General features: G+C 35.0%; 23 protein-coding genes and 1 pseudogene. 16 read left to right on the top strand and 8 right to left on the bottom strand.

The window, feature by feature from the left end:
- The first annotated feature begins 13 nt into the window (after positions 1–13).
- The 11 genes and pseudogenes from LB449_RS06005 (at position 14) to LB449_RS05955 (ending at position 10,071) form a co-directional block, all read left to right on the top strand.
- Positions 14–784 (top strand): annotated as a pseudogene (locus LB449_RS06005) (carboxypeptidase-like regulatory domain-containing protein).
- Between the two features lie 4 nt (positions 785–788).
- A complete protein-coding gene (locus tag LB449_RS06000) occupies positions 789–1,466 on the top strand; it encodes a Sir2 family NAD-dependent protein deacetylase (protein WP_224454164.1) in 678 nt (225 codons plus the stop codon).
- A gap of 137 nt (positions 1,467–1,603) precedes the next feature.
- Positions 1,604–2,941: an adenylosuccinate lyase gene (gene purB, locus LB449_RS05995; protein WP_224454163.1), complete on the top strand. Its 1,338-nt coding sequence runs from the start codon at positions 1,604–1,606 to the stop codon at positions 2,939–2,941.
- A 3-nt stretch (positions 2,942–2,944) separates the two neighbouring features.
- A complete protein-coding gene (gene menA / locus LB449_RS05990) occupies positions 2,945–3,859 on the top strand; it encodes a 1,4-dihydroxy-2-naphthoate octaprenyltransferase (protein ID WP_224454162.1) in 915 nt (304 codons plus the stop codon).
- 64 nt (positions 3,860–3,923) lie between these two features.
- A complete protein-coding gene (locus tag LB449_RS05985) occupies positions 3,924–4,805 on the top strand; it encodes an SDR family oxidoreductase (RefSeq protein WP_224454161.1) in 882 nt (293 codons plus the stop codon).
- Between the two features lie 91 nt (positions 4,806–4,896).
- On the top strand, positions 4,897–5,661 hold the full coding sequence (locus LB449_RS05980; protein ID WP_224454160.1) for a ParA family protein: 765 nt from the start codon (positions 4,897–4,899) through the stop codon (positions 5,659–5,661).
- A 4-nt stretch (positions 5,662–5,665) separates the two neighbouring features.
- A complete protein-coding gene (locus tag LB449_RS05975; RefSeq protein WP_224454159.1) occupies positions 5,666–6,568 on the top strand; it encodes a ParB/RepB/Spo0J family partition protein in 903 nt (300 codons plus the stop codon).
- Complete coding sequence (locus LB449_RS05970; protein WP_224454158.1) at positions 6,558–7,139, top strand: DUF5683 domain-containing protein; 582 nt, start codon at positions 6,558–6,560, stop codon at positions 7,137–7,139. The genes LB449_RS05975 and LB449_RS05970 overlap by 11 nt, the downstream gene beginning before the upstream one ends.
- The gene (gene dapB, locus LB449_RS05965; RefSeq protein ID WP_224454157.1) at positions 7,140–7,856 is read left to right on the top strand and encodes a 4-hydroxy-tetrahydrodipicolinate reductase; all 717 of its coding nucleotides are present in this window, start codon (positions 7,140–7,142) and stop codon (positions 7,854–7,856) included.
- 10 nt (positions 7,857–7,866) lie between these two features.
- Positions 7,867–9,435: a signal peptidase I gene (gene lepB / locus LB449_RS05960; RefSeq protein WP_224454156.1), complete on the top strand. Its 1,569-nt coding sequence runs from the start codon at positions 7,867–7,869 to the stop codon at positions 9,433–9,435.
- Positions 9,436–9,438: 3 nt separating this feature from the next.
- Entirely contained in the window at positions 9,439–10,071 is a 633-nt protein-coding gene (locus tag LB449_RS05955; protein ID WP_224454155.1) for a WbqC family protein, read from the top strand.
- Here the strand turns inward: LB449_RS05955 and LB449_RS05950 are convergent.
- From LB449_RS05950 to LB449_RS05920, 7 genes are all read right to left on the bottom strand, one after another.
- A complete protein-coding gene (locus tag LB449_RS05950) occupies positions 10,068–11,093 on the bottom strand; it encodes an endonuclease/exonuclease/phosphatase family protein (protein WP_224454154.1) in 1,026 nt (341 codons plus the stop codon). The genes LB449_RS05955 and LB449_RS05950 overlap by 4 nt on opposite strands.
- Positions 11,094–11,098: 5 nt before the next feature.
- A complete protein-coding gene (locus LB449_RS05945; protein WP_224454437.1) occupies positions 11,099–11,983 on the bottom strand; it encodes a rhomboid family intramembrane serine protease in 885 nt (294 codons plus the stop codon).
- Position 11,984: 1 nt separating this feature from the next.
- A complete protein-coding gene (locus LB449_RS05940; protein WP_224454153.1) occupies positions 11,985–12,737 on the bottom strand; it encodes a rhomboid family intramembrane serine protease in 753 nt (250 codons plus the stop codon).
- The gene (gene mutL / locus LB449_RS05935; protein WP_224454152.1) at positions 12,738–14,585 is read right to left on the bottom strand and encodes a DNA mismatch repair endonuclease MutL; all 1,848 of its coding nucleotides are present in this window, start codon (positions 14,583–14,585) and stop codon (positions 12,738–12,740) included.
- Positions 14,586–14,588: 3 nt separating this feature from the next.
- The gene (locus LB449_RS05930) at positions 14,589–14,882 is read right to left on the bottom strand and encodes a hypothetical protein (protein ID WP_224454151.1); all 294 of its coding nucleotides are present in this window, start codon (positions 14,880–14,882) and stop codon (positions 14,589–14,591) included.
- 88 nt (positions 14,883–14,970) lie between these two features.
- Positions 14,971–15,480: a 6,7-dimethyl-8-ribityllumazine synthase gene (gene ribH, locus LB449_RS05925; RefSeq protein ID WP_224454150.1), complete on the bottom strand. Its 510-nt coding sequence runs from the start codon at positions 15,478–15,480 to the stop codon at positions 14,971–14,973.
- Between the two features lie 2 nt (positions 15,481–15,482).
- Positions 15,483–16,250, bottom strand: coding sequence for a tetratricopeptide repeat protein (locus LB449_RS05920; protein ID WP_224454149.1), 768 nt, complete (start codon positions 16,248–16,250; stop codon positions 15,483–15,485).
- Positions 16,251–16,393: 143 nt separating this feature from the next.
- Here LB449_RS05920 and recF point away from each other — a divergent pair, with 143 nt between their 5' ends.
- The 5 genes from recF (at position 16,394) to LB449_RS05895 (ending at position 20,300) form a co-directional block, all read left to right on the top strand.
- Positions 16,394–17,488, top strand: coding sequence for a DNA replication/repair protein RecF (gene recF / locus LB449_RS05915; protein WP_224454148.1), 1,095 nt, complete (start codon positions 16,394–16,396; stop codon positions 17,486–17,488).
- The gene (locus tag LB449_RS05910) at positions 17,478–17,903 is read left to right on the top strand and encodes a hypothetical protein (RefSeq protein WP_224454147.1); all 426 of its coding nucleotides are present in this window, start codon (positions 17,478–17,480) and stop codon (positions 17,901–17,903) included. Before recF ends, LB449_RS05910 begins: the two co-directional genes overlap by 11 nt.
- Entirely contained in the window at positions 17,893–18,192 is a 300-nt protein-coding gene (locus LB449_RS05905) for a DUF721 domain-containing protein (RefSeq protein WP_224454146.1), read from the top strand. The genes LB449_RS05910 and LB449_RS05905 overlap by 11 nt, the downstream gene beginning before the upstream one ends.
- Before the next feature lie 5 nt (positions 18,193–18,197).
- On the top strand, positions 18,198–19,415 hold the full coding sequence (locus LB449_RS05900) for a bifunctional alpha/beta hydrolase/OsmC family protein (RefSeq protein ID WP_224454145.1): 1,218 nt from the start codon (positions 18,198–18,200) through the stop codon (positions 19,413–19,415).
- Between the two features lie 75 nt (positions 19,416–19,490).
- Positions 19,491–20,300 (top strand): hypothetical protein, encoded by an 810-nt coding sequence (locus tag LB449_RS05895; RefSeq protein ID WP_224454144.1) that lies wholly within the window; start codon positions 19,491–19,493, stop codon positions 20,298–20,300.
- 63 nt (positions 20,301–20,363) lie between these two features.
- On the opposite strand, the gene LB449_RS05890 is transcribed toward LB449_RS05895, so the two are convergent.
- Positions 20,364–20,777 carry a hypothetical protein gene (locus tag LB449_RS05890; protein WP_224454143.1) on the bottom strand — a complete coding sequence of 138 codons (414 nt, stop codon included), beginning with the start codon at positions 20,775–20,777 and terminating at the stop codon, positions 20,364–20,366.
- Positions 20,778–20,803: the final 26 nt, after the last annotated feature.

Here is a 20,803-nt window from a genome sequence, read left to right as displayed (position 1 = left end):
CTATTTTTAAAGTATGGTTTACAAACATTTATTTTTATTTTTTTGCCTTTCCCTGATTTCATTTACAGGATGGAGTCAAGATGAAGACTTAGAGGTTATTACAGGAGTTGTGATGAACGCAGCTAATGATAAACCACTGGAAAATGTTAATATTGTAAACATTAATACAGTAAAGGGGTCTACAACAAATAAAGATGGAGAATTTAAGCTTAAAGCAAGAATAAGTGATACTTTATATCTTTCTTATTTAGGTTTTAGATCAATACAAGTTAAAATAACTGAGGACTGGGTAAAGTTTGGGGATGTCAAAATAAAAATGACTGAATCTGCAATTGCCTTGCAGGAGGTAAAATTAAATGAAATTCAACTCACCGGATATCTTGAAATAGATGCCCAAAATATTCCTATTTACGATAATTACAGATACAGCATATCTGGTTTGGATTATGCCTATGAAGGCGGCAATTATTAGAAAAGTGCAATTTCAAAAGTCTTACAATCCATTTCAAATCCAGCTGATTTGCTTTACAAAACCTTTAGCAAAAAAGACCAGCAAATGCGACGTCTGCGAAAGATGAAAATGAACGAAAGCATTAAAGATATTTTACAGGATAAATTTGACCGAGAAACACTTTCAGCTGTACTCCAGATAAGCAAAGATGATATCGATCAAGTTTTGGATAGATGCAACTACTCGAGAGACTTCATCACAACTGCAAACGACTTGCAAGTACTCGACGCTATAAGTAGCTGTTACGAAGAATACAGAGCAATAAACAGGTAAAATTTTGAAACACATCAGCGTACTTACTGGAGCAGGAATAAGCGCAGAAAGTGGCGTAAAAACCTTCAGAGATCACGATGGTCTTTGGGAAGGCCACGATGTGATGCAAGTTGCTACCCCACAAGGATTTGAACAGGATCCGAAATTAGTTTTAGATTTTTATAATCAAAGAAGAATACAGTTAAAATCTGTCACACCCAACCTGGCTCATAAGCTTCTAGTAAACCTTGAAAGACAATTTGCCGTAGATATTATCACACAAAATGTCGATGATCTTCATGAGAGAGCAGGAAGTTCTAATGTTACCCATCTACATGGAGAACTTATGAAAGCGAGAAGTGTAAAAGATGATTCCCTAATTTATGATTGGACTGAAGATATACTCTTGGGTGATGTTAATGAAAAACAGCATCAACTAAGACCACACGTTGTATGGTTTGGTGAAGCAGTTCCCATAATGGATAAAGCTATAGACATTATAAGTGATACCGATATCATCATTATTATTGGAACCTCCATGCAAGTTTATCCAGCGGCTGGACTTATTGATTTTGCACCCGAACATACTCCCATTTATTTTATAGATCCTAATCCATCTATTTCAGAATCAAACAGAATTCATATAATTGCTGAAAAGGCCACAACAGGAGTTCAAAAAGTAATAGAAAAACTTTTGAATTGAAGTTGACCATAATATAGATAAGTCAGCGCTTATTGAAAGAGCAGTTTTAAGAAAGATTTGAAGATTAAAAGTAAATCCATTATACCTGAAAATGGTGATGAAAGCTTATATTTGCTAGCGAATTAAAATTCCAATTCATGAATCCGCTTGACGCTATTTCCCCTATTGACGGACGATATTCTTCCAAAACGAAATCTCTTAAACGCTACTTTAGTGAGCATGCTTTGATAAAATACAGAGTAAGAGTAGAGATCGAATATTTCATTGCCTTGTGTGAGCTTCCACTACCTCAATTAAAAGATGTTGATAAATCTTTATACCCAAGTTTACGTTCTATTTATTTGGATTTAACCATCAAAGATGCAGAACACATCAAGTCAATCGAGAAAGTGACCAATCATGACGTGAAAGCCGTAGAGTATTTCATCAAAGAGAGAATGGATCTTTTGAATTTGAAAACGTCTAAAGAGTTTATTCATTTTGGATTGACTTCTCAAGATATCAATAATACTGCTGTTCCTTTAAGTTTGCTTGAGGCCATTCATGAAGTTTATATACCTGAATTGGAAAAAGTGATCGCTATGATAGACAATAAAGCCAAAGAGTGGGCTGAAGTTCCTATGCTAGCTAGAACTCACGGGCAACCAGCTTCTCCAACACGGTTAGGAAAAGAATTTGAAGTTTTTGTTGTAAGGCTAAAGGAGCAATTAAACCAACTTATTGCAGTGCCAGCTTCCGCGAAATTTGGAGGAGCTACTGGAAACTTCAATGCACATAAAGTAGCTTATCCTGATGTTGACTGGAAAGCTTTCGGTAAAGATTTTGTTGAAAATCGATTGAAATTGAAGCACTCCTTCCCTACCACGCAAATTGAACATTACGATAATATGGCTTCGAGTTTTGATGCAATGAAACGGATCAACACTATTCTTTTGGACTTTGACAAAGACATTTGGAGCTACGTTTCCATGGATTATTTTAAACAGAAAATTAAAAAAGGGGAAGTAGGATCTTCAGCAATGCCGCATAAAGTTAACCCAATTGATTTTGAAAATTCTGAAGGAAACCTTGGCATTGCCAACGCTCTTTTAGAACACCTATCTGCAAAGCTCCCAATAAGTAGACTACAAAGAGATTTAACGGATAGTACCGTCTTAAGAAATATTGGCGTTCCTCTTGGTCACATGCTCATTGCCTTGCAATCTTCAGCCAAAGGACTTGATAAATTAGTCTTGAATTCAATCAAGATTGAGAAAGATCTGAATGATAATTGGGCTGTAGTTGCAGAAGCTATTCAGACCATTTTGAGACGAGAGAATTTTGAAAATCCTTATGAAGCCTTGAAGGGATTGACACGAACTAATTCTAAAATTGACGAAAAAAGTATTTCATCCTTTATTGATTCACTTGAAGTTTCTGAAAGCGTGAGAGCAGAACTCAAAGCGATTACACCTTCAAATTACACGGGGATATAAGTTATGACAAAAACCGCCGCCTGGATTTCTGCAGCTCGTTTACGAACACTTCCTCTCTCATTGTCTGGAATTCTCGTGGGTTCAGCTTTAGCTTTTCCTCCAGGGGAATTCAATTCTGGAATATTTTGGCTGGCTATGGCAACCACTCTTGGCCTGCAAATTCTTTCCAATTTTGCAAACGATTATGGTGATGGTGTAAAAGGAACTGATAATGAAGAACGCATTGGTCCAATGCGAGCTTTACAAAGTGGAGTCATTACAGATCGAGAAATGAAAAAAGGGATTATTGCAACCTCTATCCTTACTGCTTTATTTGCGTTGGCTCTTATTTATCTGAGTTTTGGACAAGATGACTTTTTGTTGAGCCTTTTATTTATAATTCTTGGTGCTTCTGCTATTATTGCAGCTATCAAATATACCGTTGGTGACTCAGCTTACGGTTATCGGGGATTAGGCGATTTGTTTGTATTTATCTTTTTCGGCTTAGTCAGTGTTTTGGGAGTTAATTTTTTGATGACCAAAGAAATTAATTTATGGCTCCTTTTACCAGCTATAAGTATTGGATTCTTAAGCAGTGCAGTTTTAAACCTGAATAACATGAGGGATGAAAACAGTGACAGAAATGCTAATAAAAAAACATTAGTAGTGATTTATGGAAAACAATTTGCGAAAATTTATCATTTTAGCCTAATAGCGATTTCTTTTTTTTGCTTGTTGATTTTTTTATTATTGTTTTTCAACGGCAAGCCTATTTGGATTCTTTCTCCTCTTTTAGCTTTCATACCTCTAGTGGTTCATTTAAAAAAAATTATTCAATACAAAGATCCCCAGGTTCTTGATCCAGAACTTAAGAAAGTGGCCTTAAGTACTTTTGCGCTTTCCCTATCCTTTTTCATGATTTTACTCTTTATATATTAAAGAATAGATTCAGAAGAAAACTTGACTTTGAGACATTAATTTGTAAATTGAAAAAAAATATCTGATGGATTTTAAAAAGAAAATGTTACGCGATGATGCCTTAGCAGGCAAAACAATAATCGTTACTGGTGGTGGAAGTGGTTTAGGCAAATCTATGACGCATTACTTCATGGAGCTTGGTGCCAATGTTGTCATAACCAGTAGAAATCTTGATAAATTAAAAACTACGGCAGCTACATTAGAAAAAGAAACAGGAAGCAAATGTCTACCTGTGCAGTGCGATGTAAGACATTACGATGAAGTCGAGCACATGATTAAAAAAGCTCATGAAGCTTTTGGAGAAGTTGATATTTTACTTAATAATGCTGCTGGAAACTTTATCTCTCCTACTGAAAGACTATCTGCCAATGCTTTTGATACCATTATTGACATTGTTCTGAAAGGGTCAAAAAATTGTACTCTAGCCATGGGTAAGCACTGGATTGAAAAAAAACAAACCAACAAAACAGTCCTTAATATTGTAACAACTTATGCCTGGACTGGATCAGCTTTCGTAGTACCTAGTGCCACAGCCAAAGCTGGTGTCCTGGCCATGACAAGATCACTGGCTGTAGAATGGGCAAAATATGGAATTCGCTTTAATGCCATTGCGCCAGGCCCATTTCCTACTAAAGGTGCCTGGGATAGACTTCTACCAGGTGAATTAAAAGAAAAATTTGATTTAGCTAAAAAAGTACCGCTTAAAAGAGTTGGCGATCATCAAGAGTTAGCCAACCTGGCAGCTTATTTAGTTTCAGATTTTGCACACTACCTTAATGGAGAAGTCATTACAATTGATGGTGGAGAATGGCTCAAAGGTGCAGGTCAGTTTAATCTTCTTGAGCAAGTCACGCCTAAAATGTGGGATCAGCTGGAGCAGATGATTCGGGCTCAGAAAAAGAGTTAGAATAAATTTTTATAATTTTCACAAACAGACAAAGGCATAATCATATGCCATAAATATTTGTAATTTTACAACTCATAATTCATAACTTTTAATGGGTAAAATAATTTCGATTGCTAACCAAAAAGGGGGTGTTGGTAAAACCACAACAGCTGTCAACCTAGCAGCAGCCTTAGGTGTATTAGAAAAAAAAGTGCTTCTCATCGATGCAGATCCACAAGCTAATGCGACTTCGGGATTGGGCATCGACATAGAAACGGTAGAGATTGGTACGTATCAACTCTTGGAACATACCAAAAACGCTGAGGAGGCCATCATGGAAACAGATTCTCCAAATCTGGAATTGATCCCTTCTCATATAGATTTGGTAGCCATTGAGCTGGAATTAGTTGATATGGAGCGACGAGAGTATATGCTCAAAGAAGCTTTGATGCCTATTAAGTCCAAATTTGATTACATCCTTATTGATTGTGCTCCTTCTTTAGGTTTACTAACTCTGAATGCGCTTACTGCTTCAGATTCTGTTTTGATTCCTATTCAATGTGAATATTTTGCATTGGAAGGTTTAGGGAAATTATTGAATACTATCAAAAGCGTACAAAAAATTCATAACCAACAACTAAGTATTGAAGGCTTGTTGTTAACGATGTACGATTCAAGATTACGCTTATCCAATCAGGTGGTTGAAGAAGTCAAGAAACACTTCAACGACATGGTCTTCGAAACAATTATACAGCGAAACGTTCGTTTAAGCGAAGCTCCAAGTTATGGAGAAAGCATTATAAAATATGATGCTGCAAGTAAAGGAGCTAACAACTACTTAAGTTTAGCTGAAGAAATCATCAAAAAGTCAAAATAAATCCATGGCCAAAACGACAAAGAAAAAAGCTTTAGGGAGAGGTCTTTCAGCATTGCTGAATGATCCTGAAAACGATATCAAATCTGCTGAAGATAAAAATGCGGATAAGGTTGTAGGTAATATTGTCGAGTTGAGCCTTGAGGCTATTGAAGTCAATCCTTTCCAGCCGAGAACGAGTTTTAGTGAAGATGCACTCAAAGAATTAGCGTCATCCATAAGAGAACTAGGCGTCATTCAACCTATTACAGTTAGAAAATTAGATTTCAATAAATATCAATTGGTTTCTGGGGAGCGTAGATATCGAGCCTCAAAAATGCTTGGTCTTGAAACTATTCCTTCCTATATAAGAATCGCCAATGACCAAGAGTCTTTGGAAATGGCTCTTGTTGAAAATATCCAGCGCCAGGATCTTGATCCTATTGAGGTTGCTCTATCCTATCAACGACTTATTGATGAAATCGATCTCACTCAGGAGGAAATGAGCGAAAGAATTGGCAAAAACAGGTCGACTATCGCCAACTATCTAAGACTTCTCAAGTTAGATCCTATAGTGCAAACAGGGATGAGAGACGGTTTTTTGAGCATGGGTCATGGTCGAGCACTTATCAATATTGACAGTACTGATATTCAACTTCAGGTTTACGAACAAATTTTAAAAGATAAATTATCAGTAAGGGAAACAGAAGCTTTAGTAAGGAGAATTCAAGATGATTCTGTAAAACCAAAAGACAAAAAAGAACCAAAAGTTGATGAAAAAAAGCAAAAAGCTTTAAAGCAGATCTCTTCTTATTTTGGTGCTAAAGTAGAATTAAAAGTAAACAAAAAAGGGAATGGCAAACTCATCGTTCCTTTCTCTTCTGATGAGGATTTTCAAAGAATTAAAAAATTAATACAAGGTGACTCGTAATTTCCTATACTCTCTTGTATTTACATTAGGCGGATGTCTATTTACTTTTGGGCAAGTTCAAGATAGTCTTGAAATAAAAAGCGTAATGACTTCCACCGAGGATGCTTTCAAACTTGATCTTTACGACCCTTTGGCTCCTGCAAGATCAGCTTTTTACTCTGCAATACTACCCGGGTTGGGTCAGGCTTATAATGGCAGTTATTGGAAAATTCCGCTGGTTTACGCTGGAATTGGAACCAGTCTATATTTAGTCATACAGAACGACACTCAATATAATCGCTACCGGGATGCTTATAAACGAAGACTAGCAGGATTTACAGATGACGAGTTCCAGAATATTTTGGAAAATGAAGGACTTATCAATGCTCAAAAACAATTTAGACAAAATAAAGAATTTGCAATTTTAGCGACAGTAGCTTTTTATTTATTCAACATTGTAGATGCTAATGTTGACGCTCACCTTCGTCAATTTGATGTCTCTAAAGATCTTTCACTCAAGCCAAATTTTGAACCTAATTATTTGAGTGGAAACATTGATTATGGCTTAACTTTGAATTTTAAATTTAACTAAATGAAGTTTGCAATACTAGGATACGGTAAAATGGGTAAAACTGTAGAAGAAATTGCCCTTTCCAGAGGTCATGACATCGTTTACATTTCGTCAGAACAACTAAATATTGACGAATTAAAAAAAGCTGATGTTGCCATTGATTTCAGCATTCCAGAAGCAGCTTTCAAAAATATTAGCACTTGTCTTAAAAACGGCGTTGCCATCGTTTCGGGAACAACAGGATGGCTTGACAAGTATGAGGATGCGGTAGATAAGTGCAATTCTGAGTCCGGACGATTCCTTTATGCTTCCAATTTCAGTGTTGGTGTAAATGTTTTTTTTGAATTGAATTCCTACCTGGCAAAAATGATGTCTGGACTCGAAGAATATGGGGTGAAGCTGAAGGAAGTTCATCATCTGGAAAAGAAGGATGCTCCAAGTGGAACAGCCATTAGCTTAGCAGACCAAATTATCAAAGAGACCAATTATGCATCCTGGAATCACCCTCCAAAAGATGATAAAGCTTCTATTAACATTGAAGCTGAACGAGAAGCGGGTATTTTCGGTTTTCATGATGTGACTTATGATTCTGATATTGATACTATTTCTATTTCACATAATGCAAAATCCAGAAAAGGATTCGCTCATGGTGCTGTTGTTGCCGCAGAGTGGATTTTAAAACAAAAAGAGGGTGTTTATTCTATGAAAGATGTCCTTAAACTCAATTCACCTTCTTAAAATATTTTTCATGTCATTTACAGATATACTACTTTTTATATTACTGATTCAGGTTATTCATTTTTTTGGGACTTGGAAATTATATCAAAGTGCTGGAAGAAAGTGGTGGGAAGCAGCCATCCCCATTTACAACGCAATTATTCTCTTTAAAATTATCAATAGACCTTGGTGGTGGGTCTTTTTGATTTTTGTCCCTATAGTCAATTTGATCATGTTCCCCGTGATATGGGTTGAAACTGCCAGAAGTTTTGGCAAAAATGATACAAAAGACACTATTTTGCAGCTCATCTCGCTAGGGCTTTACACGTATTACATTAATTATTTCACTACACATGAATACATTGAAGATAGAAGCTTAAAAGCTAAAACTAAATCTGGAGATTTTGTAAGTTCTATTTTATTTGCGGTTGTTGCGGCTACTATTGTGCACACCTATATTATGCAGCCTTTCACGATACCGACTTCATCTCTGGAAAAGACATTACTGGTTGGTGATTTTCTTTTTGTTAGTAAATTTCATTATGGCGCGAGATTACCACAAACCGCAATTTCGTTCCCGATGGTTCATGATACCATTCCTCTTGCAGGTATAAAATCCTATACCAACACACCTCAATTGCCATATTTAAGATTACCTGGATTTCAAAAAGTCCAACGTAATGACATTGTTGTATTCAATTGGCCTATAGATACTGTAAGAATGTTTAGAGACCGCTCTGGCAAACATTATGACAAACCTGTCGATAAAAAGTCTAATTACGTCAAACGAGCCGTTGGTGTAGCAGGAGATTCATTGAAGATCGTTGATGGTAAAATCTATGTCAACAATTCCCCTCTTCAACTACCAGACCGAGCTAAACCTCAATATTCATATTTGGTTCAAGGAAAAGGACAAGGTTTCAATATGCGAAGTTTAGTGGAAATATATGGGATTACAGATGGATTACAATGGGTAAACAGAGAGCGAAACTTATACCAGGTGAATGCTATCACTGAAGAAAATCTTGCTAAGTTTAAAAATCATCCAAATGTAAAATCAGTTCAGCGAATTATTTCACCAGAAGGTGAAGCTGATACTGGCATCTTTCCTAATAATGGAAAAGTCAACTGGAACAGAGACAACTTTGGTCCCATTTATATTCCAAAAGCAGGGCAAACTGTCCAACTTGGTCTTGAGACTTATTCACTATACAGAAGAATAATAGAAGTCTATGAAGGCTCTGAAATGGGATTTGATAACAAGCTCAAGGTAAAAGGGTCTCAAGTCTATCTTAATAGTGAACCTATCAATCAATATACCTTTAAACAAGATTACTATTGGATGATGGGAGATAATCGTCATAATAGTGAAGATAGCCGCTATTGGGGTTACGTACCACAGAATCATGTTGTTGGAAAACCAGTGTTTATCTGGATGAGTTTGGACTCAAATGCTAGCGGCCTTATAGAGAAAGTAAGATGGGAACGATTATTCACCACCGTTGGCGGAGAGGGTAAACCTACCTCCTATTTAGTTTATTTTTTGATAGGAGTAGTTCTTATCATTGGTTACAATTATTTCATCAAAAAGAAAAAATAGACTGTGAAACCACTTCTTGTAAATCCCAGTTATTTTGGACCTGTTGATCTGTACGGTTTTATTGCTCAGACAGAAGACTTTGTATTCGAGAAACAAGACAATTACCAAAAGCAAACTTACAGAACACGACAGTACATCTATGGTGCCAACGGTAAACTTTTACTCAATGTTCCCATAAAGCATCGGGAAAAGAAAACAGATAAACACCAGAAATATAAAGATATACGTATAGAAAATGCTTTCAAGTGGCAACGTTTGCATTGGAAATCTTTAGAAGCCGCTTATAGAACATCTCCTTATTTTGAATTTTACGAAGATGAGTTTGTTCATCTTTTTGAAAATAAGGCCACCTTTCTTATGGACTTTAATCTGAAGTGTATGGAAGTTGTTTTTGAATGTATTGGCTTAGACATTGATTTTAAATTTACTGAAGAGTTTGATTTGTCAACAGAAATCTATCATGACCAGCGGAGTTTAACTCTTTCTAAAAGGAAACAAGAAGCTGAACTAGAAGAATATATACAGGTGTTTCAATCCAAATACGGTTTTATTTCCAATCTTAGTATTCTTGATCTTTTATTCAATAAAGGCCCGGCTACTTTAAATTATCTGGAGTCACAAAAGCTTTTGTTTTAAAGCTTGAAACCTGCCATAATTGGGTAATGATCTGAAAGTTTTAAATCGTAATTCTTAAAATCGACATTTTCAAGACTTTTCTCATAGAAAATAGCATCTATCCTAAGTGGTAGAAAATCAAAATCAAAAGTTTTTCCTAAACCCTGACCAGATTCAACAAACGCATCATTAAGATTATGCTCCAAAAGCTTGTTGGCGACAAAAGAAAATGGAGTGTTATTCATATCCATGCAGACTATTTTAGGAAAGCGTGTGGATTCAAAATTATCTGTGAGCATTTTAGCCTGTTCTTGTTGCTTAACAAAGGATTTACCGACTCTGCTGATGAGTTGTTGATGATTTTCTTTTTGAAGGACATTAACATCGGGAATGATCTTTAGTGACTCCAGATGAACTGCATAAACTCTAAAGGTGTCCTTATGTACTATGACATCAGCGTATATTGCGTTATTATGTGTATTTGGGAAATCAATAGTTCCTTTATTTATGATTCTATGTTTACTAAAGATAGCAATTCCAATTTTTGAGGATTTGGTTTTGAATTTTTCAAATGAATAAGGATATTCCTCTAGTTCAAATTCGTCAACCTTTAAATAATCTTGAAAGGATACAATGTCTGGAGATTCTGAAGAGATAAATTTTGAAATTTTCTCAGGTACTCGTTCTTCACCTATCCAATTATACTCATTGAATAAACGCACATTATAACTCATCACATTAAATGTGTTTTCAATATTTGAATTAGAATTTTTATTAAAAACAAAGATTTTACTTACATAAGAAAAGCCAGAAAGTACAAGTAATGTTGATAGCAAAAAATGAAGCTTGAGTGTTAAAATCCAGTAGACAGCAAATAGTAAATTAATAAGCATAAAAACTGGTAGTCCTAAATTCAGAATAGAAAGAAAAGCAGAAAATTTTGGAGGAACATAAGGCAGAATATAGGCCACAAGTAGACAGGCTCCAAAAAATATATTGAATGCAAAAATTATCTTTTGAAAAAAATTGAGCTTAGTTTTCATGACAATTACATGTCTTTTCCAGCTTTAAAAAGAAAATCCTTCTCTTCTTTGGTGAGACTATCATAACCACTTTTACTGATTTTATCTAAAATCTGATCTATCTTCTTCTGCTTATCCGTTCTACTAGTAGGTGAACTTTGTTTCTTATTGGTATTTTTATGGACGGTTTTCATATTGCTTTTCCTTGATTTTGGTTGAAAAAATTTAGCAAACCAATCTGTAAAAGTTTGCAACCATGAACCAATGTCGTTTCCTTTTTTAAGTTGAGTAATATAGAAATATCCAATAGCTGAACCTCCAAGGTGAGCCAGGTGTCCTCCAGGATTCGAGATCGGGATTTGGATCACGTCTAAAACAACTAAAAAAGTTGCAATCCACCAAAGTTTAAGATTTCCTAAGAAAAATAATCTTACTTGAAGATTTGGAGCTTGAGTTGCAGTTGCAACCAATATAGCCATTACAGATGCTGAAGCACCAATCAAATAGGATCTGCCTGTACTGCTAAAAGCAGGTAAAAGGTTATAGCTCAATGTATAAATGAGTGCACCGAAAATGGCCCCTAGAAAATATAAGTTCAGCATTCGTTTTCCGGAAAAATAAGTCAGAAAGAATTTCCCAGAAAAGTAGAGAATCAACATATTAGATAAAATATGAAAGATTCCAGAATGCATAAACGCATAGGTTATAATTGTCCAAGGCTTGTATGCATATTCAATAAGGCTCTTAGGAAAAACAAGCCATTCCACAAAAAAGCCTGTTGGAATTTGAAATAAAAACCCTAGCGTTTGAATAACAAATATGAGTAAAAACAAGGCTACGTTTACCCCAATCAGTTTCTCGAGGGTATCTGCCGTATTGTATTTGTAGGTTAATTTTTGTTTCCAGTCCATATCAATTCCATCTATTTTCTTCAAATGAATTCTTTTTCCAATAATACATGGTTATAAAACCTATCACAGCTCCACCGATGTGAGCCCAGTATGCCGTATTGGAAGGTCCAAGTAAAGTTACACCAGTTACAGCAGAAAAAAGATTCATTAAAAAATAACCTCCAATTAAATATTTAGCTTTTATAGGAATAGGAATAAATATAATAAAAAGAGGAAGGTTTGGATAAACAACTGCAAAGGCAGCCAGAATTCCAAAAATAGCCCCAGAAGCTCCTACCATAGGTGTGAGGTAGTTAGTAAATAGCTGGTTACTCACGTCTTTGGGAACTGAAGAATAAACTCTGTATTCTCCTGTTTTGCGTACACTCTCAAACATATCTGAAATTTCCTGAGGACTCACTCCAGCATCAATGTAGGTTTGATAGGCATTATTATATCCTATATAACTAAATAAAATTTGTAGACCAGCTGCACCTAAACCGGCAGATAAGTAGATAAATAAAAATTTATTCTGCCCCAGATATTGTTCCAATAAGCTTCCAAACATGTACAAAGCAAACATATTAAAGAGAATATGAGAAAAACTCCCGTGCATGAACATATGAGTTATGATTTGCCAAATCCCAAAATTTGGATTTTCTGGAAACCAAAGCGCGAAGATTTTATAGGCATAATCTCCAAGGTATCCTGCGCCAAAGAAGAAGATAATGTTAGCTATTAGTAAGACTTTTACCGTTTCGGTGATTCTTCCCATTTACATAAATTTTTTGTCGAAGTCTGATGCGGATTGTTTGACGAAAACTAAGCGATTTAGTGGAGTTAGCATAGGCTCTTTGCAAGAAAATAACAGATTTACAAGTTCTGTTTGCTCTTCCTTTTGCAAAACAGTACCATTCTTTATAGCCATGCTTTGAGCTAAGGATTTTGCAAGCAGATCTGTTTGGTCAAAGCCAGAATCCGGGATGTCATTTTCAAAATCGGATAAAAGTTGGTCCAGTAAAATCGAAGTTTCACTTTCTGGCAATCTGTTAGGGATTCCATTAATTCTGACAAAATCCTTTCCAAATTCTGAAATTGAAAATCCAGCATTGATCAATGATTCCTTTAAGATTTTAAAGACTCGCATCTCATTAACATCCAGCTGCAATTTCAGAGGAAACAAAAGCTGTTGGCTTAAAGCGGGTTGGGCAGTGATATTTTTCAGTAATTCTTCGTAAAGTATTCTGAAATGTGCCCGATGCTGGTCTATGATCAGCATTTCAGATTTTGTAGACGTAATAATGTATTTTCTCTGAAGTTGAAAAGTCCCGGAGGATTGATGAATTTGTGCTTGTCCTTGAAAGAGTGATGGCGTAACCTGTTCACTTTCTACTTCAATATTCATTAAATCCTCGCTACTATCGATGGTTTCAGTATATAATGATTCCCAATTTTGGGATGATTTTGATTTATATGAACTTGAACCAATTTTTGAATTACTTATTTTTTGTTCAGATTCGAAGGGATTAAAATTTCTGTCGACATCAATCGAAGGTATTTTGGCACCAGTTTTATGCTGAACATAATCTGTATCCATACTGGAATCCTTATTGAAATCTAGAACTGGAGATACATTAAACTGACCTAAACTGTGTTTGACACTACTTCGTAAAATCGAATAAATAGCATGTTCATTATCAAACTTCACCTCAGTTTTTGTAGGGTGAATATTTATGTCTATAGACTTTGGGTCAACTTGCAGATATAAAAAATAGGAAGGATAAGCCTTGTCTTTTAATAAACCTTCAAAGGCACTAGAAACTGCATGGTGCAGGTATGGATGTTTGATAAATCTATCATTGACAAAGAAAAACTGTTCTCCGCGGGATTTTTTAGCAAATTCTGGTTTACCTACAAACCCCATAAGTTTTATCAAATCGGTTTCTTCCTTTACAGGAACCAATTTTTCATTGGTTTTTGCTCCCATCACACCCACTATACGTTGTCGGTGATTTGCTCCAGGAAGGTTGAAAAGTTCACTCCCGTTATGAATGAGTTTAAAAGCAATAGACGGATGAACCAGCGCCACTCTTTGGAATTCATCAATCACATGCTTCTGCTCTACTGTTGTTGATTTTAAAAAATTACGTCTGGCAGGTATGTTGAAAAATAGATTTTTGACAGATAATGAAGTCCCTACAGGTGTAACACAAGGTTCTTGTTTCACAATAGTGCTACCTTCGATAATAAGATGAGAACCTAAATCATCATCTTCAGTTTTGGTCTTCATTTCCACATGAGAAACAGCAGCAATAGAAGCCAAAGCTTCTCCTCTAAATCCTTTGGTATGCAACCTGAAAAGGTCTTCAGCAGAATTGATTTTGGAGGTAGCATGGCGCTCAAAAGATAATCTAGCATCTGTATCGCCCATTCCAGAACCATTATCAATGACTTGTATTAACGTTTTCCCCCCTTCTTTTGCAATTAAAGTAACGGATGTAGCTTTAGCATCAACTGCGTTTTCCAAAAGCTCCTTAACTACGGAAGCGGGTCTTTGGACCACTTCACCAGCAGCAATTTGGTTGGCAACGTGATCGGGTAGTAAGTGAATGATACTGCGCATTGACTATTTTGAGGAAAATATGGATAGATCAAAATCGATAATCCATAAAAAGATGAGGCTTAAAATTAAAACGATCACAATTATGGTTTTGTTGACCCCTCGATTATTTCTATTTCTGGAATTTTCTCGAGCTTCTGCCCAATGGGAACCAAAATCTATATTATTTTTTGCGTCTTTATACTTAGCAAATTTGGAGTCAAAACTATAAGGATTTCCTGTATCCTTACCCTTATAATAACGTGGGGTATAGTTATATCTGGAATTCTTTCTTAATTTGAGTGACTTTAGTTTAAACATAATTTTTGATGAGAATTCAAAATTAAAGAATTTCCATCAATTCTTGTGACTTAAACCTTTTTAAAGCAAGTGAATTTCCTGGAGAAGATTAATTTGATTTATAGAATTTGGCATCTTTACGAAGTTGTGCCATTTTGATAGCTGCAATGGCAGCCTCAGCACCCTTATTACCATGAATTCCTCCTGAACGAGCAATGGATTGTTCTTTTGTATTATCTGTCAACACACAGAATATAACTGGAATATCACTTTTAAGATTCAATTCCATAATCCCTTGAGTCAATCCCTGACATACAAAATCAAAATGTTTGGTTTCACCTTGAATCACGTTTCCAATGGCAACAATAACATCTAGCATATCAAAGCTTTCCTGCATTTTTTTGCATCCATAAGGAAGCTCGAAACTTCCAGGAACATTCCATCTTACAATATTTTCCTTAATAGCACCAACGTCAATTAATGCATCAAAAGCTCCCTGAAAAAGATTTCCTGTAATGTCAGGATTCCACTCCGATACTACAAAGCCAATTTTCATGTCTTTAGCATTCGGAAGATTTTCCTTTTCGTAAACTGAAAGATTTTTTTCTGATGTAGCCATACTTAAAGAACTTCAGCCTGGCCAAGATAAACATCCGCATCTTTCGCTTCTGCAGAATTTGGAAATTCATCTTTAATTCTATTTAAATGTTTCTGAGCTGTTTCGCCGTCTCCTATACTAATCGCTGTAATAGCAGCTTTAAGCAAAAACTTAGGAGTCGTGAACTCGTTTTTCTTAAGATTTGCAGCATTTTCAAAATAGTCTAAAGCTTCTTTTGGTTGATCGAGCTGCAAAAATGCATCCCCTATGGAACCTTTTGCTAATGGCATTAAGATCTCATCATCAACATTAAATTTATCTAGATAGTCAATTGCTTCCTGGTAGTTTCCTAAATTTAAATGTGAAATACCTGCATAATAGTTGGCTAATTGTCCAGCTTTTGTACCACTATAGCTGGAAGCGATGTCTTCAAAACCGAATTTACCATTTCCGCCTTGTAAAGACCTTGTAAAAAGTGAATCTTGTTGAGCACCTGAGGCTTCTATGGCGGAATCAAAAAACTGCTGAGCTTGATTCATCTCATTTGCAGCTTCCACTTCATTAGGCTCCTGAATAAATTTCTGATATCCTAAGAAGGCTAAAATCACTACAGCAATAGCTATTATAACTCCAAAAATTGGTTTTTGATATTTAGATAGAAATTGCTCAGTTGAACTAGCGCCTTCATCTAAGGTGCTAAATACTTCAGCCGTTGTAGATTCGCTTTCAATCTTTTCTTCGCGTTCAGCTTTGTTGTTTGGTTTATTACCTCTCTTCTTGTATGATGCCATAATAGTGTTTTGTTCTAGTGGGCAAAAATATAATTTTATTCCATATACAATACACTATTTATTTGATATTTTTACATTTCAACTTTTATCAAATTCAGCAGTAAAATCCAGGTTTTACAGGAGAAATAAATTGAAGTACCCAAATGATATTAAAAAAACTGTCACTTATAAATTATAAGAATTTTGAGCAGCTGTCCTTGGAATTCGATTCTAAAATAAATTGTTTTGTTGGTAAAAACGGAATTGGCAAAACCAATATCATAGATGCTATCTACCATCTAGCTTTCGGAAAAAGTTATTTCAATCCTATTACCAGTCAAAACATAACGCATGGCGAAGAGTTCTTTATGCTGGAAGGAGATTTCATAAATGGTGAGAAATCTGAAAAAATAATCACCTCCTTTAAAAAAGGCCAGCGTAAATTGATGAAGAGAAACGGTAAAGAGTACGAAAAAATTAGTGATCATATAGGAACTATTCCTTTGGTCATCATCTCCCCTACAGACCGTGACTTGATTCTTGAAGGGAGTGATACGCGAAGAAAATTTATGGACGGCGTTATTTCTCAGGGAGATAAATTATACTTGAATACTCTTTTGAAATACAATAAAGTACTTTCTCAACGCAATGCACTTCTAAAGTATTTTGCTGCAAATCGAACTTATGATGAAACCAGTCTTGAAGTTTATGATGACCAAATCGTTGAACTTGGAAAAGTGATTTATGAAAAACGTGAGGAGTTCATTGAGGAATTTAAACCTATTCTCCAGAAAAGATATCAGGAAATAAGCAACTCCAGAGAGAAGATAAGCTTAACTTATAAAAGTCAGTTTAACGACGAAGAGTCCTTTGAAAACATCCTAAAATCTGGATTAAAAGCAGATTTACAGCGTCAGTTTTCAAATTATGGCACTCATAAAGACGACTTGATTTTCAAAATAAAATCACATTCAGTTAAAAAATACGGTTCTCAAGGTCAGCAAAAATCGTATCTGATTGCTTTAAAATTTGCTCAATACGATTTTTTGAAGTCTCATTATGGCGTTAAACCCATTTTGCTGTTGGATGATATTTTTGATAAGCTTGATGAAGACCGTGTATCACAAATTGTAAAAATGGTGACCGACGATGAACTTGGACAAATGTGTATTAGTGACACCCATCCTGATCGAACTGAGGAAGTTGTAAAGAAAAATGCAACACATTATAAAATGATAAATTTAGAAGATGAAATTTAATTTTTTACTTATTGGCTTTTTATTTTTAGTATCCTGTAACTCCAAGCCGGACTATAAAGATGTGGAAAAGCTCAATGGTTTTTGGGAAATAGAAAAAGCTGAAACTCCTTATGGTGATAAATCCTATACTATGAATCAAATGGTTGATTATTTTCAAGTTGAAGATTCCACAGGGTTTAGAAAAAAAATGCAACCCAGCTTATTAGGAAATTATCAGTCTTCTAAGAATAGAGAGTACTTCAAAATCAAAAATTATGAAGACAGTCTTGTTCTCATTTATAACAATGAATACGATACTTGGACGGAAACATTAATGAGTATCAGCAAAGAACAATTTGTTGTAAAGAACAAGCAAAATTTTATTTACACCTACAAAAGACATAACCCTGATAACATAGATTTAGATGAAAAATAAGAGAGCCAATGAAGAGCAGTCCATGAAAGATCTTGTAGAGATGTTTAAAAATAAACATCGCCTCAATCCTGGCTTAGACAAGGTTGATGTTGAAAATGCCTGGATGACACAATTGGGGCCTGCTATAAAAAATTATACCGACCAAATCAAATTCAGAAATACTGTACTTACTGTTCATCTATCCTCGTCAACTTTGAGAGAAGAATTGAGTTATGGTAAGGAGAGAATTATAAAAACACTCAATGAAAGTTTGGGTAAAGAGCTTATTTCAAAACTAATTTTAAGATAATGAATATGAAAATTGAGAAAGTTACTTTTAAAAATAAAAATGGAGATCAACTTGTAGGTAGATTGCAGTTTCCGATGTCTCAACATCCTAAAGCTTATGCTATTTTTGCTCATTGCTTTACTTGCGGAAAAAACCTGAAAGTCGTTAGAGAAATTTCATCTGCTATTGCAGAACTGGGAATTGCAGTTTTGAGATTTGATTTTACTGGATTAGGACAAAGTGATGGAGAATTTGAAGACACAAATTTTTCTCATGACGTTGAAGATTTAATACAGGCCTCAAATTTTCTGGAGAAAGAATACGAAGCTCCAAGTTTACTAATAGGACATTCACTAGGAGGAACAGCGTCTCTTTTTGCAGCAGAGAAACTTGATAATATCAAAGCGATTGTCACAATTGCAAGTCCATCACAACCTTCTCATGTTCAAAATTTAATTCAAAAGAACTCAAATTCTAATGAGGAAAATGGAGATGTTAAGGTCAATTTGGGTGGAAAAGACTTTACTATAAAAAAACACTTTTTGGAGGATATAAATTCAAAAGATACAAAGTCACTCCTGAAAAATTTAAACATTCCCTTTTTAATAATGCATTCTCCAGAAGACAAAATTGTCGTTGCAGATAATGCCGAGGAACTTTACAATTGGGCTAATCATCCTAAGAGCTTTATAAGTTTAAATGAAGCCGATCATCTATTAAATGAAAATATCGATGCCTCTTACATAGGAAATCTTATAGGCCATTGGGCTACAAACTATCTTGATATTTCTATTAATAAAAACCTTGCCATGGACTCAGAAAGCCAATCTGCGGCAATTCTTAAGAATGAAGATAAATTTACAACACACCTAAAAGTTGGAGACTTTGCATTTTTAGGCGATGAACCTGAAGACAAAGGAGGTGATAATTTAGGTCCCGCACCTTACGATTTTCTTACTGCAGGTTTAGCAGAATGCACTGCAATGACACTTCATGTTTATGCAAGACATAAGGAATGGGATCTTGAAGAAGTTCGTGTACACGTGAATCATGAAAAAAGAAAAGTTAAGGATGATGAAGGTAAAACCACAAAAAAGGATTTTTTCAACAAAAAAATAAAAATAATTGGAAACTTAGAACAGTCTCAAATTGAACGTTTAATGGAGATTGGTGACAGGTGTCCGGTGCACAGAACCCTTCATTCTGATATTGAAATTACATCTGAACTTATAAACCAAAAGTAATGTTAAGTCAATTTCAAAATTTGAGTAAAGTCACTATTTACACTACATTTACAATTAATTTTTAAATAAATACTTATGAAAAAAATAGGATTATTAACCTTTGCACTTAGTTTATTTCTAGCGATAGGTTGTAATGAAGCTAAGAAGAAAGATAGTGAAAAAGATAATAAAGAAGCTGTTGGTGTAACTGATACTATCATTACTATTACTCCTTTGATGGAAGAGTCACCAGAATATTCAGAAGCTACTTTAACACATCCAGGTGGACAAGTTATACAAGTGCCAGCAGGCTCGGTAGATTTTGACTTTGCAGTCGAAAATTATGAACTTGGAGTACAAACTGCGAATGCAGGAAAGAATGGTCTAGCAAATTCTGCTAAAGGCCAACACATACATTTTATACTAGACAATGATCCATATTCGGCCCATTATGAAAGTGAATTCAGTAAAGATATCTCTGAAGGAGAACATATTTTACTCGCATTTCTTTCAAGATCTTACCACGAAGCTGTAAAAAATACAAACTCATTTGTAGTTAAAAAGATTGTAGCAGGTAATCCGTCTGAAAATCAAAAAATGGATATTGATTTTTCAGCAGAACATTTATTCTACAGTCGCCCAAAAGGGACTTACAAAGGAGAGGATACTGAGAAGGTTCTATTAGATTTCTTTTTAGTTGGAACTGAAATAAGTGAAGATGGAAACAAAGTAAGAGTTAGAGTAAATGATGGAGAAGAATTTTTACTAAATCAATGGATTCCTCATGTAATTGAAAATATGCCACTAGGTGAAAATAAAATTCAATTAACTCTTGTGGATGAAAATTTGGAACCAATTCCAGGTCCTTTTAATTCTGTAACCAGAACTGTGACTTTAGTAGAATAAAAAAAATCAACAAAAAAAACCACGCTAATTAGCGTGGTTTTTTTTTGTTTGAAAAACTTAAAGTTAGAAATTGTCAGATGAGATAACTACAAACGAGCTTGGCTCATTATTGGTAGATATATTTTCTGCTGTTATGATTATCCTAGAAGGTTTAAAGGCTGTAGTTGTATTTAAAGAACCTTTTCTTGTACTTGAGAACATCCCACTTGACATGTTAAGCTTTCCTAGATTTTTGGTTCCTTTAGCGGTTTCAATCCAAACCACATACATCTCCTTTGGTGGATTTAAGCGTTCTGGATCAGTTAAATTTTCAGCCTTCAAATCAATCTTGTAATTATCATTCCCATCCTGCTTAACCTTTGCAGAAATGTCTGCACCTGGAACAATTTGAGAAACTGGAAAATTGACCTTTGTACCACAAGATGTGATAAGGATTAATGCAAAAATTGATAACGTTAAGCTAATTTTATTTTTCATGGTTTTATTTTTATGTTATACTATAA

It is taken from the genome of Psychroflexus lacisalsi (assembly GCF_020164495.1).
GTDB lineage: Bacteria > Bacteroidota > Bacteroidia > Flavobacteriales > Flavobacteriaceae > Psychroflexus > Psychroflexus lacisalsi.
The sequence above is the reverse complement of the archived record's forward strand: the minus strand, read 5'-3'. Positions and strand labels throughout refer to the sequence as shown.

Coding starts and splice junctions, on each gene's coding strand:
- LB449_RS05945 (WP_224454437.1), bottom strand. CDS start 11,983: ATGGACTGGAAACAAAAATTAACCTACAAATACAATACGGCAGATACC.
- LB449_RS05985 (WP_224454161.1), top strand. CDS start 3,924: ATGGATTTTAAAAAGAAAATGTTACGCGATGATGCCTTAGCAGGCAAA.
- LB449_RS05980 (WP_224454160.1), top strand. CDS start 4,897: ATGGGTAAAATAATTTCGATTGCTAACCAAAAAGGGGGTGTTGGTAAA.
- recF (WP_224454148.1), top strand. CDS start 16,394: ATGATATTAAAAAAACTGTCACTTATAAATTATAAGAATTTTGAGCAG.
- LB449_RS05890 (WP_224454143.1), bottom strand. CDS start 20,777: ATGAAAAATAAAATTAGCTTAACGTTATCAATTTTTGCATTAATCCTT.
- LB449_RS05900 (WP_224454145.1), top strand. CDS start 18,198: ATGAAAATTGAGAAAGTTACTTTTAAAAATAAAAATGGAGATCAACTT.
- menA (WP_224454162.1), top strand. CDS start 2,945: ATGACAAAAACCGCCGCCTGGATTTCTGCAGCTCGTTTACGAACACTT.
- LB449_RS05930 (WP_224454151.1), bottom strand. CDS start 14,882: ATGTTTAAACTAAAGTCACTCAAATTAAGAAAGAATTCCAGATATAAC.
- LB449_RS05920 (WP_224454149.1), bottom strand. CDS start 16,250: ATGGCATCATACAAGAAGAGAGGTAATAAACCAAACAACAAAGCTGAA.
- LB449_RS05975 (WP_224454159.1), top strand. CDS start 5,666: ATGGCCAAAACGACAAAGAAAAAAGCTTTAGGGAGAGGTCTTTCAGCA.
- dapB (WP_224454157.1), top strand. CDS start 7,140: ATGAAGTTTGCAATACTAGGATACGGTAAAATGGGTAAAACTGTAGAA.
- LB449_RS05905 (WP_224454146.1), top strand. CDS start 17,893: ATGAAAAATAAGAGAGCCAATGAAGAGCAGTCCATGAAAGATCTTGTA.
- LB449_RS05910 (WP_224454147.1), top strand. CDS start 17,478: ATGAAATTTAATTTTTTACTTATTGGCTTTTTATTTTTAGTATCCTGT.
- LB449_RS05940 (WP_224454153.1), bottom strand. CDS start 12,737: ATGGGAAGAATCACCGAAACGGTAAAAGTCTTACTAATAGCTAACATT.
- purB (WP_224454163.1), top strand. CDS start 1,604: ATGAATCCGCTTGACGCTATTTCCCCTATTGACGGACGATATTCTTCC.
- ribH (WP_224454150.1), bottom strand. CDS start 15,480: ATGGCTACATCAGAAAAAAATCTTTCAGTTTACGAAAAGGAAAATCTT.
- mutL (WP_224454152.1), bottom strand. CDS start 14,585: ATGCGCAGTATCATTCACTTACTACCCGATCACGTTGCCAACCAAATT.
- lepB (WP_224454156.1), top strand. CDS start 7,867: ATGTCATTTACAGATATACTACTTTTTATATTACTGATTCAGGTTATT.
- LB449_RS05895 (WP_224454144.1), top strand. CDS start 19,491: ATGAAAAAAATAGGATTATTAACCTTTGCACTTAGTTTATTTCTAGCG.
- LB449_RS05950 (WP_224454154.1), bottom strand. CDS start 11,093: ATGAAAACTAAGCTCAATTTTTTTCAAAAGATAATTTTTGCATTCAAT.